A 19301-nucleotide genomic window follows, 5' to 3' on the forward strand; every position below is an offset into this window, starting at 1 on the left:
GGCATAGTCAGCCACCCTTAAGTGTAACTGCAACTGATACTAATACTTTTCGCCACGGCGACAGGAGAGACTGGAATGATGAGTGATGCTTTTATTCACGATTTAATCGACTGGATTGATAACAACATCGAAGCACGTCTGGATCTGGATACCGTTTCAGAGCGCGCGGGCTACTCCAAATGGCACCTGCAGCGCATGTTTAAAGAGCACACCGGTTATCCACTGGGTGAATACATCCGGGTTAAGAAGCTGAAGAAATCAGCCGACCGCCTGACCAGCACAGATGAACCGATTCTCAATGTGGCTATCTCGTTAGGTTTCGACTCCCAGCAATCCTTTAACCGCAGCTTCAAACGCCAGTATGGCGTCGCGCCGGGTGCATGGCGTCGGCACAGCGGGGATTCGCACGCAGCATAACCTCGCCAGGGCCAGCTTGTCTGGCCCGCGCTTTTCTCTGCGCGCAAAACTGGTATCATCTGCGTCCTGTCGTCACGGATGCCATCATGTCAAAAAAACTCTGGATTGGACTTTTTCTCGTCCTCGCGGCCTGTTTCTACGGCCTTAAACCCTATCTGAATTCTGTTTCAGCCCCTGCCCAGGCCGATATCGCCACCCTGACTGACGCCCATACCGTGGCGCGCTGGGTGCTGCAGCATCAGCAACTGCCGGACTACTACCTCACCAAAAACGACGCGCGCAAGCGTGGCTGGAATCCGGCCAAAGGCAACCTGTGTGACGTGTTGCCAGGCAGAGCCATTGGCGGCGATCGCTTTACGAACCGTGAAAAGCGTCTGCCCGCGCGTGCGGGCCGTCAGTGGTATGAAGCGGATGTGAATTATCGCTGCGGGCATCGCGACGCCGATCGCCTGGTTTACTCCTCTGACGGGCTGGTGTTTCTCTCCACCGATCACTACCGCAGTTTCAGGCAGGTGCCCTGATCATGCTTAATCTGACCTTTGACCTGCGTCAGCTCACCACGCGCGCGGCGTTTTATCAGCAGTTTGCTGAGCAGAGCGGCTGTCCGCAGACCTTTGGACATAATCTGGATGCGTTATGGGACTGGCTGACGGGCGGGATGGCGCTGCCTGCGACAATGTGGTTGCAGCACTATGCCGCGCATCAGGCCGATTTAGCGCCGGTGCTGGCGCTGCTGGAAGAGGCGGCGCAGTCGCTGGAGGGCGAACTGCGCCTGATCATTGATTAAGCGCGTAGCGGCTTGAGCAGCGCAACCAGCGCTTCGCGGGCTGCCAGCGGCAGATCGCCGCCGCCGGTGTAACCATTGTTCTCAATGATGACCTGGTTCAGCCCCACCAGCCAGTCGTAGATATAGTAGGCCGTGTGGTTGGCCGGGGCGGCAGAGAGTCTGGTCAGACGCTGACCGGAACTAAAGCTGACGCTGGGAGCCGGAGGCCGCGAGAAAATCACCTGACCCCGGTTAACGCGGCTGGCAGGGCGTTCCGATTCAGGACGCTGTAAAAAACCGAGCCAGGCCACAAAATCCCCCCAGCACCGTCATTGCCCGCGTCACCTGACGATCCGCGCGTGATTCATGGCTGACGCTCTGCGTATCGGGCTCATGCAGCGCCTGCTGCAGCTTTTGCGCGATATCGGTGCGGAATCCGGCCGTGATCAGCTCTTCAACCAGCCACTCCATCGTTGGCTTATCCACGTTCAGCAACGCCAGCAGGCTGCGGTTTTCCGGCAGCTGACGCAGATGATCCAGCCACAGCAGCAGCACCTGACGCGGATACTGCTGCGCGCTCTGCAGACTCTGACGCGGCTGAACCGGCGCTTCAGCCGGGCTCTCACTGAACAGGTCAAATTCAAACCCGATGCCAAACTGATTTTCCGGTGCCTGAATACTGGCCGGTTTGCTGCCTTGTAAGGCGGACTGATTGAGCCACAGCTGACGCAGCGCCTCACGCGGCGGCTGCAGGCGTTCCAGCAGCTCGCCATGCAGGCCGGTCCGATGCTGTAAACACTTCAGTAGCGTATCGGCGATATTCTGTTTGCGTGCCGCCTGTTCCGGGCTGGCACCCGCTTCGGTCCAGGGCAATAAACGCCGCTCCACCACAGTGTGCTGAATCTGCGCCAGCTGAGCCAGCAGCATGTCGCGGCGGGCTTCCGGCTGCATCTCATCCTGCAACCAGCTCGCCATGCGGTCGACGCCCGCGCGATCCAGTGCCAGCATCGATCCCCAGTGCTGACCGGGCTGTCCCATCTGACGCTGCACCGCTTCATCTACATTGACCTGCTGATGGCGGGCATCGAAAGGGGTAATCGCCCAGATCAGACGCGGTTTCTCTGCGGATTCCTGTGCGGGCTGCTGACGCTGCCATTCGCGCAGCGTTTCGCTGGCGAGGTCGGCATCCTGACGCTGGCTGGCTGCGGTACAGACCAGCAGCAGATCAATTGCCTGACGCGCGGCGTAAAAACCGGGCAGCAGGGCTCGTTTCTGCTCCAGCAGTTGGGCACGCAGCGGATCCTGCTGCTGCAGGCGCTGACGATCTTCCTGGATTGCCGCGTCACCGGACTGGCCTGGCGCGGGCAGTTCCAGCATATCGGCATCATCATAGAGCGCGGTTCGCGGTGTGGAACTTAGCGGGACCAGCACTTCCAGCGTCAGCAGCGCCAGTAATCCCAGCGGCACGTTCTGCGCCTTACCGATGCGGTTACCATTCAGCGGGCAGACTTCCACCAGCTGCTGCTGATCCTGCTCACTGGCCGGCACAATCAGCTGCTCGGCCGGCAGCAGTGATGTGTCGGTCAGCAGGCTCAGTGGAGCAAGCACCCGGCTGCTGTTACGCAACTGGTGACGCAGATGCAGCAGGGTGCGCAGCATCTCATTCAGTTCAGGCTGACCAGGCCACAGCAGTGAAAAAAGCTGTACCCGGTCGTCAACGCTGAGCCAGGGCGCCAGCTCAACCGCCTGCGGCCAGAAATGACGATCAAGCCGCGCATCGTGGTGCGCACGGCGACGGCACCAGGACCAGAGTGTCACCAGCGCATCGCCTTCCAGACCCGCCAGCGGCGTGGCGAGGCGATGACGCTGCAGGCGCTGCAGTGCGCTGTCGATCTGTGCGGTGTCGGGCGTTGTCGCGCCGGCACAGGCGACCATCAGCCGTACGATCTCCGCTTCACTCAGCAGCATCAGTTCAACCGGCCACTCGTTTGAAAGCGGCTCGCGCTGATGGCTGAAACGGGTGGCGGTAGCAAAATCGAGGTTGCCGGGATTGATATGCTGAAACCAGTTCAGCAGTTTATCACCCATGCGGGTCACTAACTGGCCCTGTGCATCGGCCACCATTTCGTTCAGCAGCCAGGCCTTACCCGCCTGCGACTGGCCAAACAGCGCCAGCGTCACCGGACGCGCCACCTGTTGCGCCAGCGCCTGAGTCTGCACGCGCGCCTGGCGCAGTTGCAGCGTCAGGGTTTCTGCTTCCAGCGCCAGACGCGGCGACTGCTCACGGCTGCTCTCAATCCAGGCCAGACTGTTATTCAGGGCGTCCTGCAACAGGCCAAGACGTTTTGCCAGCGTTTGCGGCTGACGGGGTTTCAGGGCTTTCATCGTTTACACACGCTCCCGCTGTCAATCCAGTATTGCGCATTGGCATTGCCGGTCGCCGACAGGGTATTCAGCTTAAGACTCAACTGCTCCAGCGGCACGCGGGTGCCATCATCCAGACGGGCATCGCTCAGCACCAGACTTTCCGGGCCGGACGCGTCGGGTCCGGCTTTTACCGCCAGCCGGATGCGCAGCACGCTCTCACCGGCCACTTTACGCGCCAGGGTGGCGTCGTTCAGCGTCAGGCTATAGAGCGGCGAGGCGGGCCAGCGATCGTTATCAAGCTGGCGGAAGCCGAGACAGACGTTGCCGCGAATACGGAAACTGCGCTTTTTATCCAGCACATAGCCGGGATCGTCGAGGTCAATTTCGCTGTAGCAGAGGTTCTCGTCCGTCAGCGCCTGGTTTTCGTCGAGCATGCCAAGATAGCGAATCGTCGAGTAGGGTTCAAAATCGCCTGCGCGGAACCAGAAGCTGCTGAGGCGCAGATCCAGCGCCAGCAGGCAGAGCATCGCGCCGACCGCCGCGGTCGATTTCGGGTTGTCGATGCGGCCATGTTTGTTAAACGGATACCAGTCGCTGGTGTGATAGCCTTCCAGCGACAGTATACGGCTGCCCGGCAGCGGTTGCAGATGACGCACCAGCGCCTGAATGCCCGGGAAGCGCGACGGGCGACCGGTCAGCAGCAGCACGTCACACTGATAGAGCGACACCACTTCACACATTGAACGCAGCGCCGGGATAATCGCCATCCGGTGCTGCATAAATTCCCCGTGCAGCTGTGACAGGCTCACCACCAGCGGTACCTGCAGCAGGTCAAAGCGGCTGTTACCGCCCAGCTCGCGCTGAATCTCGCCGTTGACGAAGGCCAGTACCGCTTCGCCCGGCGGCTGATCGACCAGCTCGCCAAACAGTGCGTTGATCTCCGCGTGGCTCTCCAGCGGATCCCAGTTTTCGTAGCGTTCCAGTACCGCCTGCGCCAGCGGAATAAACAGTTGTAAGGTGATCTGCTGACGCAGCGTGGCCTGACCGTCCATGCGGCTGTCGTGACCAAACAGCTTGTTCATCAGCGGTTCCGCCAGCGTCAGGCCCGCTTTCTGCAGATGCTGCTGCAGCGCCGGTAAAATCCACAGCTGAATCACGTCCAGCAGGATATCGTCGCCCGCGACTTTAAAGCCTTCGCGGAACAGCAGTCGCGGCGTGATTTTGACGTTGTTGCCCTGACCATCATCCAGACGATACTGGGTGATGGCGAGGTCAGTAGTGCCGCCGCCGATATCAATCGAGGCGATGCGCAGGCTCTTGCCTGGCAGTTCGTCAGCATCGCGCGGGCGATCCGGACGGGCCATGCTGCTGAAAAAGTCTTCGGCGCGACCGGCAAAGTTGACCTGGGTTTCATTAAACAGCCAGACCATCTGACCACAGGTCGCTTCATCCCACTCCATCTGCACATCCGGCAGCGGTTTCGGGTTCTGACGTGGCAGTGCTGGTGAAAGGTCATCTTCGTCAGCCAGCCAGCCTTCCGCTTTCCAGACCAGCGCCAGCGCTTCCTGCATCCGGCGGCGGAAAATTTCACGCTCCGGCTTCGGCATCGCTGACGGCAGCGTCAGGATCACATGGCGCAGCTGACGCGGCGCGTGGCTCTGTGGCATCCGCTGACGCTGTGCCGCGCTGTTCATCTGCATCAGCGCCTGAGCCAGCAGCTCACACAGCATAAAGGTCATCAGCGAACTGCGGCTGTAGTGCGGAGAAAAGACCGGCAGACGATCGTCGGGTGCCAGCGTCGAGAGCGGCTGGCCTTCGTCGTTGAGCAGGGTGGTAAAGGGTGCGGCATAGGCCAGCGGTTCAGCCTGCTCGCCGGGCGTGTTAAAACGCCAGCCTGGCTGATAGCGCGCCTCATCCCACAGATAACGGCGCGGGCTGGAGAGGCCGGTGCTGCCTTCCAGTCCCACACGCTGCAGGGCCAGACGGCTCGCTTCACGGCCGACGCGCGTCAGAGAAGGCCACATAAAGGCCTGCTCACGACCGCTCTCCAGCGAGAAGTTCGCTTTGCCAAAACGGGTCTCGGCAAACTCCAGACGGCTGTCAAACAGCTCGTTGTAAACCTGATGCGGCTGCGACAGATCGCGCAGCTGCAGCTCATAGGTCTGTTTCAGGCCGTTGCTCTCTTCCGGGTGATCTTCAACCAGAATGCCGCAGGTATGGGAGTTACCGACATCCAGAATGATATCGACATTGACCGCCGGGGTCTGCAGCGTGGCGGCCTGAATATGGATCTCGCTGAGGTCGAGCTGTTCGCCCAGCAGTTCCAGCAGATTGAGGTAGTGCGCCTGATACTCAAACTCGCGCAGCGCCTGATTAATCGCCTGTTCGCGGCGATCGGAGACGCGGTCGGTAAAGGATTCGCGCAGCCAGCCGTCAACCCAGGTCAGGTCAAGAAAATCACCCAGCTCGTAGTTGTGCCAGGCGAGCGCAAAAGTCACACCGTTCTGAGCATCAGCTGGGCTGAGGCCGAGCTGTTCACCGCCATCCTGTTCCGCCACGCAGCGGGTATCAAAGGCCAGGCTGACGCGATGGGTATTGCCCGCTGCATCGGGCGCGGGCAGCGCAACCAGACGCATCCGCGCCCAGTTTTCAGGACCGCCGATAAAACGACGTCCGCTGGCACAGCGCAGCATCGGCAGCGGCAGCCAGCAGGCTGACAGCAGAGAGAGCGAGTCCGCCAGCGCGATATCAGACTCCGGGCGCACCACTTCCGCAGCGCCGCCATCTTCCGGATAGAGCAGGAACTTGCCGCTGTTGCCATCGACGTTCAGGCGCAGCAGCGGGCCGTTGGCGGTCTGGCGCACAAACTGGCGGCGCGCCGGGGTATCTGAGAGTTGCAGGCCGAAATCCAGAAACTGCACGCCGCTGTTTTCAATCAGCGAAATTTTTTGTTTGTCATCGATCAGGGGAGCCAGCATCGTTATTTACTCTCACGCTTAATCGTCATCGGGAAGACCCGGTCATCAGCATACTGCGCTTCACACACTGCGGCGCCGATACTCGCATGGCAGACCAGCAGTGGCATACGGTAGCGCGAACTGTTCTGGCACTTCGCCGTGTAGCGGCTCTCAATCACCAGGTTACCGGCGCTGGTCATGGCCGCGCTGACATCCGCTTTACAGGTAGTATTGCCCTGGGCGATCTGCACGCTGCCTTTGCCGTTTTTAAACTGGAAGCGCATTACCGGAGGCTTACCGGTTGGCGTCGGCATCTGGTCGATAGTGACACGCCAGCGGCCATCAATCACCCGTACCTGGCCATCGCGCACCGCATCCGGCGTCACGATCAGGTCATCGGGTTTGGCCGGAACCGGCGCCGTCACCGTTGTGGCAAGGGTAGCAGATGAGGTTGCCGGTGCGGTATCGGTGGTGGTGTTGGCCGGTTTCTGCGGCTGCGATTCGGGAAGTTTTTCCGGTGCTGCCTGCTCGGCAGGTGGGGTGACGGACGGTGTCGCCGCAACCGGTGTCGGAGTCGCAGCCGGGGCCGGAGTGGATACCGTCGCCGGGGCTGACGCTGGCTTAGCAGTGGCAACCGGTGTTTTTACGGGTTCTGAACGATGCAGCAACACGGCCACCGTCACGGCGGCAGCAATCGCCACCGGCGGTAACAGATACCAGACGCGGAAACGGCGGCGAGCCGCTACAGGCGTCGCCGGCTGAGCTTCAACGGGTGCTGCAACCGGCAGCGGTTCAGCCACAGGTTCAGGTTCGGGCTCAGCGATCATCACTGGTTCAGCGATGACCGGCGCCGCAGGCAGCTCAGGCAGCGGTTCAACCAGCGCCACCGGCAGGTTCTCTTCCAGCGTGTCACGCAGGCAGGCCAGCGCGTCATCGCGGCTACGCGCCTGGGCATCGACAAAGCCCCAGAAGGTGATGACCGGTTTGCCATCAACCAGATAGACATACTGCTGGTCGGGGAATTGCAGGGTTTTGCTCAGCAGCGCACCAAACAGCCGCATTGATGGATTCTCTGCCGCGCGCGCGCGCGTACTGAGATCCTGCATATCCTGCTGACAGGCGGTGAGTTGTTGCAGCGCCGCGCGACGTTCATGATCGCTGGCACCCAGCCAGGATTTCACCCGGCCGCTAAAAGGGGCATACCAGTCGAGGCGATCGCCCCGTTCATTGGCCTGAGGAATGGCCAGGCAATCTGCCAGTGCGCTCTGACGGCGCAGGCGCAGGGTTTCACGAATTTGCAATGCTGAGGCGTAGACCGGCTGGCCATTTTCACCTAACGCCAGAACTGCATCTAAATTACCGCTGCGCAGAAAAGTTTTTGCCACCTGTTGGGCCCTTATCGGTCGTTGTCTGAGGCAGAAAATCGCGTGTTATCGACGATTAGGTTGATTTTACGCGGGGCAATGACAAATCAAACGGCAGAAAAAGGGGGTAAATCCACTGTTTTTTTCACCGGCTGACGGAAAAACCACCGCTATTTCAGAGAGTATGACGCAATCAGCCGGATTTGCGCACCAGCAACAGGTGGGCGATGACGCCACCCGCCAGTCCCCAGAAGGCCGGACCAATGCCCAGCAGCGAAACGCCGGATGCGGTGATCAGAAAGGTGATCAGCGCGCTGTCGCGTTCGGCAGGCAGATCCAGTGCGCGGTGGAGGCTGCCACCCAGCGTGGCAAGGAGAGCCAGACCCGCCAGCGCCTCAATCAGCACCACAGGCAGGGCACTGAACAGCACGGCGATCAGCGCACCGGACGCGCCCGCCAGCAGATAGAAGATCCCCGCCAGCGCCGCCGCGCGCCAGCGTTGCTGAGGATTTGGGTCGACCTCATCGCTCATGCAGATGGCCGCCGTAATCGCCGCCACGCAGACCGAAAAACCCCCTAATGGCGACAGCAGCAGCGCAATTAATCCGGTCCAGCTCATCAGTGAAGAGACGGGTGGACGGTAGCCGTGCGCCTGTAGCGTGGCGATGCCGGGGGGCGTTCTGCGACGCCATCGTCACCAGGAAATAGGGCACGCCGATCCCCAGCAGCGTGGTGAGCGTAAAGTGCGGCATCACGACTTCCGGCATTGCCAGCCTAATCGGCTGCGGCGGAAAGTGGATGGCGTGCTGTGCCAGCGCGACGGCAACACCCACCAGCAGCGTGACCAGAATTGCATAGCGGGCCAGCCAGCGGCGGGCCAGCAGCCAGGCCAGGCACATGCTGCCGCACAGTACAAAGTTACTTTGCAAATCGGCAAAGGTCTGCAGCCCGAAGCGCAGCAGAATACCTGCCAGCATCGCCGCTGCCAGCGAGGCAGGAATGTAGTTCATCAGCCGGGCAAACAGGCCGGTGACGCCGCACAATACGATCAGCAGGTTGGCGAAAACAAAGACGCCTACCGCCTCATTCAGCGAAATGCCGTGAAAACTGGTCGCCAGCAGCGCAGCGCCGGGCGTTGACCAGGCAGCCAGCACCGGCATGCGGTAGCGCAGTGACAGGCTCAGCGAAGCGATCCCCTGCGCAATGCCCAGCACCGACAGCCAGCCGCCAATCTGCGCGGGCGTGGCGCCCGCCGCCTGAAACATCTGATAGATAATCGCGCCACTGCTGCTGTAGCCCACCAGCACAGCCACAAAGCCGGAAACCAGCATCGGCAGGGTAAAACGGGGAGGTTCCGCTCTCGTCATGGTCAGACTCTTTATGAGGTTGTGCGTTATAGCGCACATGGTCGCATGATGCGCTATAACGCACAAGTGTTACACTATTACCATAACGTCACTCACCAGGATGACGAGAAAGCAGGAGAAAAAATGGCGGATTTTCAGCAACACCTGAGCAGCGCGCTCAGACAGTTGCGGCAGGCCAATGGCTGGAGCCTGACGCTGACGGCGGAGCGAACCGGCGTCAGTAAAGCGATGCTGGGCCAGATTGAGCGCGGCGAATCGAGTCCCACCGTGGCGACGCTGTGGAAGATTGCCACCGGTTTCAACGTTCCTTTTTCCTTTTTTATCGACGGCAGCGTACTGCCTTCAGGCGCCGCGCCTGGATTCAGTCAGCCCAATGCCGACATGTCGGTACGGTCGCTGCTGCCTTACGATCCGCAACTGCGTTTTGATCTGCTGGCGGTGGAGCTGGCAGCGGGCGCGCAGAGTCATTCTTCGCCCCATGAAGCGGGCTGTGTGGAGCAGGTGGTGGTCATCGAGGGCGAACTATTGCTGGGCGTCGGTGACCTCTGGCGACGTCTGCTCGCCGGGGAGGCGTTCCAGTTCAGGGCCGACGTGCTGCACAGTTACCGGAACCCGCTCAGCACGCCGCTGCGCTTCCACAGTCTGATCCACTATCTGCAGCGCCCGGACGTTACAAATTGATACCTGAGCAAACTACACAGGTTACCTTCGTATCTTTATACTTTCGCTTATCGATGGAGACGGGTAATGAGCGATCTGACTGAATCCGCTGCAATGCTGCGCATGCTGGTGGGCAAGCTGGGCCGCCGGTTGCGCGAGTCAGCACCGCCTGGCGAATTAACCTGGTCGCAGGTCGCGGTGCTGGGTCATCTGGTTCGCGATGGGGCGATGACGGTAACGCAACTGGCGGCGGCCGAGGGCGTACGCACCCAGTCAATGGGCGCGACCGTCGCCGGGTTACTGGCGGCAGAACTGGTGACGGGCGAGCCGGATCCCCATGATGGCCGTAAAACCCGCTATCTTCCCACGACGTCCAGCCTGGCGGTGATTACGTCGAGTCGCGCGATGCGCGATGACTGGCTGGTCCGGACGCTGGAAGCGCGACTGAGTCCGGCAGAACAGCAGCAACTGACCGACGTTCTCCCTCTGCTGCAACGACTCACTGACTATTAAATCTGAGGATTCAACATGGCTGTAACCACACTTGATGCAAAAACTGCGCTGATTGTTATCGACCTGCAACATGGCATTGTGGCGCTGCCGCTGGTTCATGAACCGCAGCCGGTGATCGAACGCTGTGCCGGACTGGCTGAGGCGTTTCGCGCGCACGATCTGCCGGTTGTGCTGGTTAACGTGGCCGGTGGGGCGCCGGGCCGCAATGAGCAGGCACGTCACAGCGGCGAATTGCCCGCCGACTGGGCGACGCTGGTTCCGGCGATGACCCCACAGCAGAATGACCTTACGGTCACCAAGAAAACCTGGGGTGCGTTTCACGCCACGGCGTTGCACGATGAGCTGCAAAAGCGCGGCATTACTCAGGTAGTGATTTGTGGTATCGCGACCAGCATCGGCGTGGAATCCACCGCACGACAGGCGTATGAGCTGGGTTACAACGTCACGCTGGCGACCGATGCGATGACCGATCTCAACCTGGATACGCACAACAATAGCGTGAACCTGATCTTCCCGCGCCTGGGTGAAACCGGCAGCTGTGAGGATATTAAGACGCAGCTGAATTCGCGCGCATGATTGGCGTGTGACGTTAAGCGTCGGGCCACCGCGACGGTGGCCCGTTGAGGGCAGCCACAGCTCTTATCAAAAAACTGCGCCACGTTTCTCCCCAGGGGGCCGGACGAAACTCTTCACCAGCAATCGCTGACATAATGACATTCAAATCATCATCCTCATTCTGAAGCAGGATGTTTATTTCATTCCGCGCTTCGATAACAGGCATGTCATGATCAATATAGCTCTGAAGCATTTCTTCGAGGGTATTGCCAAAGTCGTCATGGTGGCAGCTTAAAAACAATCTTAACATGCCGGTTAGCGCCGGGTATTGTTTCTCGGGTTTATCACCCCATCCACGGATAAGACGTGAGAACATAGTAAGGTTTCCCGTTATAAGTTTGCTTAAGCAGCACCACTCGCACAGCGTAACAGGTTTCTTTTGCCGCTTTACCCTGCCTGAATCCATAACCCACAGCAGCCCTGCTACGATATACCAGTTCCAGAGGACTGGCGTTATTCCCCCAGTTCGCCCAATGAATGATCCGTAGTCGGTTAGCTTTCAGGGCTGAGCTGATCGCTTTTTCTGCAATCTGAACTGAATAATATGATGATACTGAGTGCATATTTGGGCTGAGGGCCAGCCTGGCGAGTAAATCATTATCAGAAATTGCGACGTGCTTAGCAATGGTGTGGCCGCCAGCCCTTACTGAGCTGACAGCCTCATGCTCAGCAATTTTAAACGTACCCGCCCGGACGTATACAACACGGGCTGCACTAACAGTAAGTCCAAAGGCAGCTGGAACACCCACATCTATGGCCAGACCGATATTCCATGCTGCTGTGTCGTCAGCGCCAAATTTCTTTGCGAGAGCAACAGCCGTCTGGTAGGTGGCAGTTCGGGTATTCTGGCCGGTCAGCACCCGGTTAGCTGCAGCATTAATGCTATCCATACTGTGAGCACCAACGACAATACATGCTGCCTTGGTTATCCCGGTGGGTTCGGGAGCCATACACAATGCGGTTGCACCAGCCAACTCCAGACTACCCATGAGCAGGTCAAGACCCCCCATAAGACGGTTGCTCATTCCCTCGGATTCAGTAACTGACTTATCGGAAAGCACCGCCGCAAGATGTACCGGAGACATTGCAATTTGTAGCTCGTTGTCCATAACAATCAATCCTTAAAAGAAATTCAATTCGCGCGCCTGATTCGCGTGTGAAGGTAATATCCGGGCCACCACAGCCGTGGCCCAAATTGTTTTAGCGGAAGGCGTAACCCAACGTTAAACCGACGCTGTAATTGCGGCCCGGCGCGGATTCGAAGTAGCGTCCATTACTCTCATTCACAATCACTGAACCCACATAGTGCCGGTCAAACAGGTTATCGACCCGGCCAAACAGATCCAGTGTCCAGTTCTCAACCAGCCACTTATAGCCACTGTTAACCGCTGCAACGGTGTAGGACGGGGTGTTCACGCTATTCTGATCTTCAGCGGCGATCTGGCTCAGATAACGCACCTCACTGCCCGCATAAAAGCCCTGTTCCGGCAGGTAACCGAGTCCGGCGTAAGCCATGTTACGGGCAATGCCAGGAATGCGGTTGCCGTCACAGCTGTCGCTGCCGCAGGCGTTAGTGCGATAGCGCGCATCCAGCAGGGTGTAGGCCATCTTCAGCCGCCAGTCCCAGGCAAACTGCTGATCCAGGCTTAACTCCAGACCGCGACGGCGGGTCTGACCGGCATTTTTATAGGTAGTGCGTCCGCCACTGCTGGCATCCGCCACAATCTCATCCTGGGTATCGATCTGGAACAACGCCGCGCTGATCAGGCCATTGCCGATGCGTTTCTTGCTGCCAATCTCCAGCGTATCGCTGGTGGCCGGTTTCAGCCCCAGATTCAGACCGGTCGCGCCGTCTGAACGGTAAGAGAGCTCATTAATGGTCGGGGTTTCAAAGCCGCGACCGGCGGAGATCCACGCGTTCCAGCCTGGGTCAAAGGCATACTTCAGTGCCGCAGCGGGCAGCCATTTGTGATAGCGCGCATCACCGCTGTCGTCGCCGTTACCGGGCTGAATATAGAAGTCATTAGAGTCAAAGTTAACGGTGCTGAACCGCACACCCGCATCCAGCGACAGCTTATCGGTCAGTTGCCAGGCGGTCTGCAGATAGGGATCGAGCGTCCACATCAGGTTGCGCTCGTTGCGGCGCAGATTGCCCTGTTCGCCCAGCTGTGTCACCCCGTTGCTGACCGTGAAGTTTTCATAGCCCTTGCGGCGCTCGGTCATGGTTTCGTAGTCGAGTCCGCCGGTCAGCGCCACCGGCATAGACAGCAGCGTGTCGCGATGGGTCCAGCGGGTATCGACGCCCTGATAGTGGCGGGTCAGGGCGATCACGCCACCGGGATGAGACGGGTTGCGCTGCACGGCTGCGGGGATCGACTGGAACTGGGTAGTTTCGCGCATGCCCGCATAGAGCATCACGCTGAGGTCGTCATTTTCACTCATCTGGCGCTGATAACGCAGGCCGCCCTGAGTCTGATCGACAGTCTTACGGGTGTTATAAAGCGGGACGTTGCTGACCACCTGACGTGGATTCTCACGCCACTGCGTCTCGGTTAAGCCGCCGGGATCCTGCGCGTCAATGTGAACGCTGTTAAACAGCAGCGTCAGGGTGCTGACATCATCAATACGCACGCCCAGTCGGGCGTTGCCAAGGTTCTTCTGCGCAGCGCTGTGATCACGATAGCCATGAGTGGTGAAGCGGGAGGCGGAGACGGTGTAGTTCACATCCCCGGCATGGCTGCCGTCACCGGTCGCGCCGCTGGCTTTGACGCTGTTTCGCCAGCTGCCGTAGCTGCCGTACCAGCTGCTGGCTTCAAGCGTGGTCGGCTGCTGACCCTGCTGAGTGGTGACATTGATCACGCCACCCGAAGCGTTGCCATACAGCGCAGAAAACGGGCCGCGCAGCACCTCGACATGATCAATCGAGCCGATATCGATATTGGAGGTCTGCGCCTGACCATCCGGCATGGTGGCCGGGATGCCATCCACATAGATGCGCAGACCGCGTACGCCGTAGGTTGAGCGGGAGCCAAAGCCACGCATCGACAGCTGCAGGTCCTGTGCGTAATTTTGCCTCTTATGTTTAGAGTTCTGGCGTTTCCGAATCTAGTGTTCATCTAAAAACAGTAGTGCTTAATAATCACCAATTATGTTCATATCTATTTGATTATAAATATATTATTTTCTCACTTAATTGCACTTGCCATCACTTCTGTACACCTATAAACATCTGTGTACAATGCCATTTAAGTACAAATTGAGTCATGAAATTTTATGGTGAGTACACAATGGCTATTAGCGATACCAAACTGCGCGGGTTACATGGCAAACCTTACAGCGGTCCAGCGGAAATAACCGATGCTGACGGATTAGGGATAAGGATAACCCCTAAAGGGATAGTCAGCTTTCAATACCGGTACAGAATAAATGGCAGACAACACAGACTTGGGATAGGCCGTTACCCCGCGGTATCTCTACGTGATGCTCGTATAAAAGTCGGTGAGTATAAATCTCTCATTGCTGAAGGGATCGATCCTAAGCATCAACTTCTTGTTAAAAAGAAGAAGCCTACCGTACATGAGTGCATCAAGTATTGGTATGACAACTATGTGCTTCAGTCACTGAGAAAAAGCACCGCTGAAGTGTACGAGCGCATAGTGCTTAATGAGATGGAAAAGTATTTTGCGGATATACCAATAGAGCACATCCCGGTCAGTGCCTGGGTAGACTTTTTCACGGAGCAAGAACAGGCAAATCCATTAAAAGCCCGTAAGCTATTGGTGCATTTGCGCGGCGCAATAGCTTGGTGCTCACGAAGACAGTTTATTGAAGACTCATCGCTTCTGAGATTGAATCCCAAAGAATTTGGCAGGAACCCTAAAACCGGCGACACGGTTCTTACCTATCGGCAGTTGGCAAAGATATGGGTTGAGAACGAAAAATCTACCGCAACGTTTTCGAGCAAAATGCTCATTAAGTCCCTCATTTTGTATGGATCACGCAATAGCGAATTGAGAGAGTCACGAAAGGAGGATTTTGATTTTGAAGAGGGTATCTGGACATTGCCCTCAGACCGTAGCAAAACAAATAAAATCATCAGGAGACCGATCTTCAAACAAGTCGAGCCACTACTCAAACAGTCAATCGATAATGGCAATGGCCTGCTGTTTCACGGTGCTTTTGAAAGGAACGTTCCGCTGAGCATTGGTTCTTCAACCAGGTATGTCCGACTTCTGCGCGATCAGGTTAATTTTGGTGATTTTACCGCTCATGACTTCCGCAGAACGATGGCTACTCGTTTGGCAGAGGAAGGGATTGCGCCCCATGTCATTGAGAAAATGCTGGGGCATGATCTTGGAGGAGTGCTTGCAGTTTATAACAAGCACGATTGGTTAGCGGAACAAAAGGTTGCTTATGAACTTTACGCTGACAAGATTTTTGAGCAGATCAAGCTGATCTCTGATTAACGCCGCCGTTTAAAATCCACTGCTCTACCTCAGCCAGTAAGTATTTTTTTGGGCGATTTCTTACTGGCTTGGGGAAGGAATGATGCATCACATAAGTCCTCATTGTTGTCCGCGAGGTAACCCCAATTTTTTGCATCGCTTCGCTTTCGAAGATCATGTCAATATTAGCCATTCTTTTTTCTCCACACATTCCTGCTGCATCAGGATTTTTCAGCCTTGATAGATTTCGGCTTAATGTAATTATTCAAAATCCGCTTAATGGCTTAGTTTTTTAGCCAGCAGATTTTATCTGATTAGAAAAAAAGTCATAAAGCCCTTTGTACTGTCCTTCTAAAACACGCTTATCTTTATCTAAAGTGTCAGCGTTACTTAAGTACTCAGTTAATTTGTCTTTGTGAATGATTTCCTCCCAAATTGAGAATGGAAGCAAATCCCACAAGTAATTTGTTAACTCGGTCTTTTGTGTAGCTAATTTCCTAAAGGTGATATACCTCAGAAAGATTGGCGGAGAGTATTTTTCGATGTATTCGCATGCTTTGCAACAGCTGGTTATCACTGTTCCGATGCTTTCCCTCGACGGATCCAATCCGTTATCCTTTGTGATATCATTGCATCTTTGGATATACAGGTTCAGTGTTTGCCTAGTATGTATGTCATAATTAAACTTGAGCGCTGCACAAGCTACAATGAAACCACATACAGCAGTTATGATAGACATGGTTTTTATAATACTGTCCATAATATTTGTGTCTGATAACATAAAAAAACTCCGATGATTAGCGATAATGGATGTTCAATGTCATTGAAGCACTCTTCCCAATAAGCTCCAAGTTAAACTATTAAGTCTAATACTGTGAACAGTATTCTCCTATCAGTGCGTTTTTGAAGGTGTTGTTGAAATATTAGCAAATATTTTCCTCCACATATTCCCGCTGCATCAGGTTTGTTTAGCCGTGACAGGTCACGGAGTATCGATATTCAATTTCAATTTATGCCAGCCGCTGGTGGCCCAGCAAGCCGCCTCACCCTTGCAAGGGCAGGACTGCACCGGAAGCTGATCGGCACACTTACCGCATTGCTGCTGTGCCAGCGCTTCAATCTGCAGCGCCAGTTCAGCGGCATCTTTGCGGATGAGCAACGCTATGTACTCGTTCAGCTCATACGGTTCACGACCGGGGCGGCGTGCGGCGCAGTTCTGCGCCAGCATCTCCAGTTCCTGACTATCCAGCGCCAGCTCCAGCTTTTTACCACCGGCAGCGGCCTGACGGGCACGCTGCGCTGCTTTGCGTTCGGCGGGTGACTTTGCCATTATTCAGCACCTCTACAAACAGGGCATGAGTTGTCAGCCATTGAATATGGAAAGCTGCTATCCAACTCATCGCACCATTGAAGATGTTCGTAACACCAGAATGGCTCCCACGGCATCCGGTAATACTTCATCTGACAAGTAATGAGGTAAGGGACTGGCAAGGGCGGCAGTTCTTCGGGATAAAGCTTGTCATTCAACTCGCGTTCTGCCCGCGCCAAAAGTTTTTTTAGAGCCTGATTATCCTTTTCCAGCTCATCAACCCTGGCTTGCAAATCTGCCTTGGTGGACATCACTCCACCTCCACGCGCTTAAACTCAATAACCCACACCCACGGGTTAGCCTGCCAGCTGTCAGCGCCGTAGATGGATTGCCAGACATGATGGAAGTGTTCATGTGGCGTGGCGCTGTACATGTAGCCGGGGATAGAGTCGTGACCGCCATTACACCCTTCAGCAAGCGCATCACTCTCGGTCATGCTATTCAACCGCTCCACACGAACGCCGGTAATCTCCAGCGTTATGCGGGAAGCCCAGCGCGGCATGTGGATAGATGGCTTCCAACATGACCGGCCATCAACGTAACCATCATCGTCCCCCCCACGTAAAACCGCCGTCAGCAGCGTAAATAGCGTGACCAGAGTAATAGCCCCTGCCGAACGGCTTCTCATGCACGGCCTTTGCCGGACGGTCAGGAGCGTAATCAATCATCAGACCATCATCATCAAATGCATGGCTAACGACAGACCACGTCTCACGCACCCACAGGCGATCACCAACTTCTCCGAACGGGCAAACCAACTCCTTACCATGCCCGTCTTCAATGCCGGATTTAACGAATGGAGAATTGCGCACTCCGGCGTGTGGCAGCACCTTCATAACCCGGCGCGTCTGGGTCTTTCTGCCGTCGAGAACTGCACGAACCATGTCGGCGTTAAAGAGGATTGGGCGCTCTTTCATGATGGCTCTCCTGCGCGGATAACTGGCTCAGCCAGGCGGAATCTTGATGGTGCCCAGTCGCACACCTCATCTGTAGGGATGTGTCCAAACATCATTGTGCAGCGGCGGCAATGAACGCAGTCACTACATGCCTTTCCTTCAGGCAGATTCATTTTGTCACTGTCATTTTTACGGCGTCGCATTGGCTCACGAGTATCCATCACTCACCATCCTTAATGGCGCGGAGCCAAATACATACTGCACCGTCTTCAGTGTCATGGATGGAGCCAACAAACCAGCCTTCACCTTCAGGGCTTTCAGGTTGCCAGGCAGAGATATCGCAACCATCTACAGTGGGGTCGATCATGTCTTCATCACGGTACTCAACCTTCCACTGCAAATCATGCTCTGAGATCCACTGATCAAACTCAGCGGTAGGGATAAATTCACGACCATCACAGAACGCCAGATAATCTGGATGAGACCAATAGCCATATTGGTCGCGTTTAACTTCTAAGGGCTTAATGCTCATTGAATCTTCTCCTTAACCAGGCATTCCAGATACAGCCCGCTGGCAATCAGACGAGCACGGCGAGCAGCTGCTTCACGGTTACGCTTCTTTGCTTCTTCGGAGCAGTCATTGCTGTGGTTGATCACCATCGGCTTAGCTTGCCCGCGAGCAACACGGCGCGGCTTTCTGGTCAGGGTGTAAGTGCGGTCAACGGAGCCACCACCCAAACTGACCTGGTCAGACGCTTTTATCTGCAGCGTTTCACCGCCATGCTGCATGGTATTAAGGATTAAGCGGTTGAACTCACGCAGGGTCATACCGAGGCGTTCCGCCAGCTCACGGCCCGTTGCCGGGCCTTTTTGATAACTGCCAGGCCAGCTTTTCGCTGAACCCGGCGTTAGGGCCATGACTGCGGCGATACTGAGCTACCTTTTTCATGACACCACCTTCAGCGTTACCGTACGTGAGCGGAGCAAATCCATTTCCATTTGGGAAATGATGTTGATCGCTTGTAAAGTTCCGGGCAGCTGCTGATTACCCATAGTTGCTACAGCCCGGCGTGCTTCACCGAGTGCTTCACCGCGCAGTGTGCAAATCCACTGGCCGCAGGCTGGCGTAGCAAGTGCTGCATTCAGGTCATCAATCAGCGTCAGGTCTGCGCCTGCAGCCTGTAGTGCTGAAATGGTATCAGGCAGCACGCTGTTGATGCGCAGAACCTCTGAAGCCATCAGGCTGGCGCGGACGGTGGCAACATCAAGACGCGTAGCCAAATCACTAACCATCTTTGCCATTTCCAGCAGAGAGGTTTCTTTACCGATGCTCCTGGCGAACTGGTGGCCAGCAGCGACGACTTCTTTATTCGATTTAGAAGAAAGCATGTTGCTGGCCCTCAGTGGATGGTGATGTTGATGGTTTTATTAAGCCGCTCAGCTTCACGCTGCGCCTTAATGGGATTACTGATTACCGAGCCATCAGGCATAATCCAGCCATTCAGGATATGGCTGTAGGGCAGGGTGATGATGCCAACGGTGATATGATCATCTGGCTTTTGCAT

18 protein-coding genes and 4 pseudogenes are annotated in these 19301 nt (G+C 56.5%); 7 read left to right on the forward strand and 15 right to left on the reverse strand.

Translation table 11 applies throughout. From position 1 onward, the window contains the following. The first annotated feature begins 75 nt into the window (after positions 1–75). From JNO11_RS08940 to JNO11_RS08950, 3 genes are all read left to right on the forward strand, one after another. Entirely contained in the window at positions 76–417 is a 342-nt protein-coding gene (locus tag JNO11_RS08940) for a helix-turn-helix domain-containing protein (RefSeq protein ID WP_009090299.1), read from the forward strand. 86 nt (positions 418–503) lie between these two features. Beyond that, entirely contained in the window at positions 504–938 is a 435-nt protein-coding gene (locus JNO11_RS08945) for a ribonuclease domain-containing protein (protein WP_010670098.1), read from the forward strand. A 2-nt stretch (positions 939–940) separates the two neighbouring features. Next, positions 941–1204, forward strand: a complete 264-nt coding sequence (locus tag JNO11_RS08950) for a barstar family protein (protein ID WP_010670099.1) — start codon at positions 941–943, stop codon at positions 1202–1204. On the opposite strand, the pseudogene JNO11_RS08955 reads toward JNO11_RS08950, so the two are convergent. The 4 genes and pseudogenes from JNO11_RS08955 to JNO11_RS08970 form a co-directional block, all read right to left on the reverse strand. Then, a pseudogene (locus JNO11_RS08955) lies at positions 1201–3568 on the reverse strand (virulence factor SrfC family protein). The gene JNO11_RS08950 and the pseudogene JNO11_RS08955 sit on opposite strands and share 4 nt — an antisense overlap. Further along, the gene (locus JNO11_RS08960; RefSeq protein ID WP_033757570.1) at positions 3565–6528 is read right to left on the reverse strand and encodes a virulence factor SrfB; all 2964 of its coding nucleotides are present in this window, start codon (positions 6526–6528) and stop codon (positions 3565–3567) included. The pseudogene JNO11_RS08955 and the gene JNO11_RS08960 overlap by 4 nt, the downstream one beginning before the upstream one ends. Before the next feature lie 2 nt (positions 6529–6530). Further along, the gene (locus JNO11_RS08965) at positions 6531–7892 is read right to left on the reverse strand and encodes an SrfA family protein (RefSeq protein ID WP_325177195.1); all 1362 of its coding nucleotides are present in this window, start codon (positions 7890–7892) and stop codon (positions 6531–6533) included. Between the two features lie 172 nt (positions 7893–8064). Next, positions 8065–9238 (reverse strand): annotated as a pseudogene (locus JNO11_RS08970) (benzoate/H(+) symporter BenE family transporter). A 123-nt stretch (positions 9239–9361) separates the two neighbouring features. Between JNO11_RS08970 and JNO11_RS08975 the strand changes: the two are divergent. The 3 genes from JNO11_RS08975 to JNO11_RS08985 all read left to right on the forward strand — a co-directional run bounded on the left by JNO11_RS08975 (position 9362) and on the right by JNO11_RS08985 (position 10987). Further along, a complete protein-coding gene (locus JNO11_RS08975; RefSeq protein ID WP_060680161.1) occupies positions 9362–9919 on the forward strand; it encodes a helix-turn-helix domain-containing protein in 558 nt (185 codons plus the stop codon). Positions 9920–9985: 66 nt separating this feature from the next. Further along, complete coding sequence (locus JNO11_RS08980; RefSeq protein ID WP_010245273.1) at positions 9986–10411, forward strand: MarR family winged helix-turn-helix transcriptional regulator; 426 nt, start codon at positions 9986–9988, stop codon at positions 10409–10411. Between the two features lie 15 nt (positions 10412–10426). Continuing rightward, complete coding sequence (locus JNO11_RS08985) at positions 10427–10987, forward strand: isochorismatase family protein (protein WP_325177196.1); 561 nt, start codon at positions 10427–10429, stop codon at positions 10985–10987. A gap of 13 nt (positions 10988–11000) precedes the next feature. On the opposite strand, the gene JNO11_RS08990 is transcribed toward JNO11_RS08985, so the two are convergent. From JNO11_RS08990 to JNO11_RS09000, 3 genes and pseudogenes are all read right to left on the reverse strand, one after another. Beyond that, positions 11001–11342, reverse strand: a complete 342-nt coding sequence (locus tag JNO11_RS08990) for a contact-dependent growth inhibition system immunity protein (RefSeq protein ID WP_124889951.1) — start codon at positions 11340–11342, stop codon at positions 11001–11003. Then, a complete protein-coding gene (locus JNO11_RS08995) occupies positions 11311–12135 on the reverse strand; it encodes an RNase A-like domain-containing protein (RefSeq protein WP_010245254.1) in 825 nt (274 codons plus the stop codon). The genes JNO11_RS08990 and JNO11_RS08995 overlap by 32 nt, the downstream gene beginning before the upstream one ends. 91 nt (positions 12136–12226) lie before the next feature. Beyond that, positions 12227–14101: pseudogene (locus tag JNO11_RS09000) on the reverse strand (TonB-dependent receptor); the annotation flags it as partial. A 212-nt stretch (positions 14102–14313) separates the two neighbouring features. On the opposite strand from JNO11_RS09000, the gene JNO11_RS09005 reads away from it, so the two are divergent. Further along, positions 14314–15492 carry a tyrosine-type recombinase/integrase gene (locus tag JNO11_RS09005; RefSeq protein WP_325177197.1) on the forward strand — a complete coding sequence of 393 codons (1179 nt, stop codon included), beginning with the start codon at positions 14314–14316 and terminating at the stop codon, positions 15490–15492. Here JNO11_RS09005 and JNO11_RS09010 read toward each other — a convergent pair. The 8 genes and pseudogenes from JNO11_RS09010 to JNO11_RS09050 form a co-directional block, all read right to left on the reverse strand. Then, positions 15473–15664 (reverse strand): AlpA family transcriptional regulator, encoded by a 192-nt coding sequence (locus tag JNO11_RS09010; protein WP_325177198.1) that lies wholly within the window; start codon positions 15662–15664, stop codon positions 15473–15475. The two genes, JNO11_RS09005 and JNO11_RS09010, sit on opposite strands and share 20 nt — an antisense overlap. A 789-nt stretch (positions 15665–16453) precedes the next feature. Continuing rightward, positions 16454–16801 carry a hypothetical protein gene (locus JNO11_RS09015; RefSeq protein ID WP_325177199.1) on the reverse strand — a complete coding sequence of 116 codons (348 nt, stop codon included), beginning with the start codon at positions 16799–16801 and terminating at the stop codon, positions 16454–16456. After that, positions 16801–17091 carry an antitoxin PHD gene (locus JNO11_RS09020; RefSeq protein ID WP_325177200.1) on the reverse strand — a complete coding sequence of 97 codons (291 nt, stop codon included), beginning with the start codon at positions 17089–17091 and terminating at the stop codon, positions 16801–16803. Before JNO11_RS09020 ends, JNO11_RS09015 begins: the two co-directional genes overlap by 1 nt. Then, positions 17091–17757: pseudogene (locus JNO11_RS09025) on the reverse strand (hypothetical protein). The gene JNO11_RS09020 and the pseudogene JNO11_RS09025 overlap by 1 nt, the downstream one beginning before the upstream one ends. Before the next feature lie 199 nt (positions 17758–17956). Next, on the reverse strand, positions 17957–18268 hold the full coding sequence (locus tag JNO11_RS09035) for a hypothetical protein (RefSeq protein WP_325177202.1): 312 nt from the start codon (positions 18266–18268) through the stop codon (positions 17957–17959). Further along, positions 18265–18654 carry a hypothetical protein gene (locus JNO11_RS09040; protein WP_325177203.1) on the reverse strand — a complete coding sequence of 130 codons (390 nt, stop codon included), beginning with the start codon at positions 18652–18654 and terminating at the stop codon, positions 18265–18267. The genes JNO11_RS09035 and JNO11_RS09040 overlap by 4 nt, the downstream gene beginning before the upstream one ends. A 27-nt stretch (positions 18655–18681) precedes the next feature. Next, positions 18682–19125: a hypothetical protein gene (locus tag JNO11_RS09045; RefSeq protein ID WP_325177204.1), complete on the reverse strand. Its 444-nt coding sequence runs from the start codon at positions 19123–19125 to the stop codon at positions 18682–18684. An 11-nt stretch (positions 19126–19136) separates the two neighbouring features. Beyond that, the gene (locus JNO11_RS09050; protein WP_033771331.1) at positions 19137–19301 is read right to left on the reverse strand and encodes a DUF1317 family protein; all 165 of its coding nucleotides are present in this window, start codon (positions 19299–19301) and stop codon (positions 19137–19139) included.

The organism is Pantoea sp. 1B4 (assembly GCF_016925765.1).
Lineage (GTDB): Bacteria > Pseudomonadota > Gammaproteobacteria > Enterobacterales > Enterobacteriaceae > Pantoea > Pantoea agglomerans.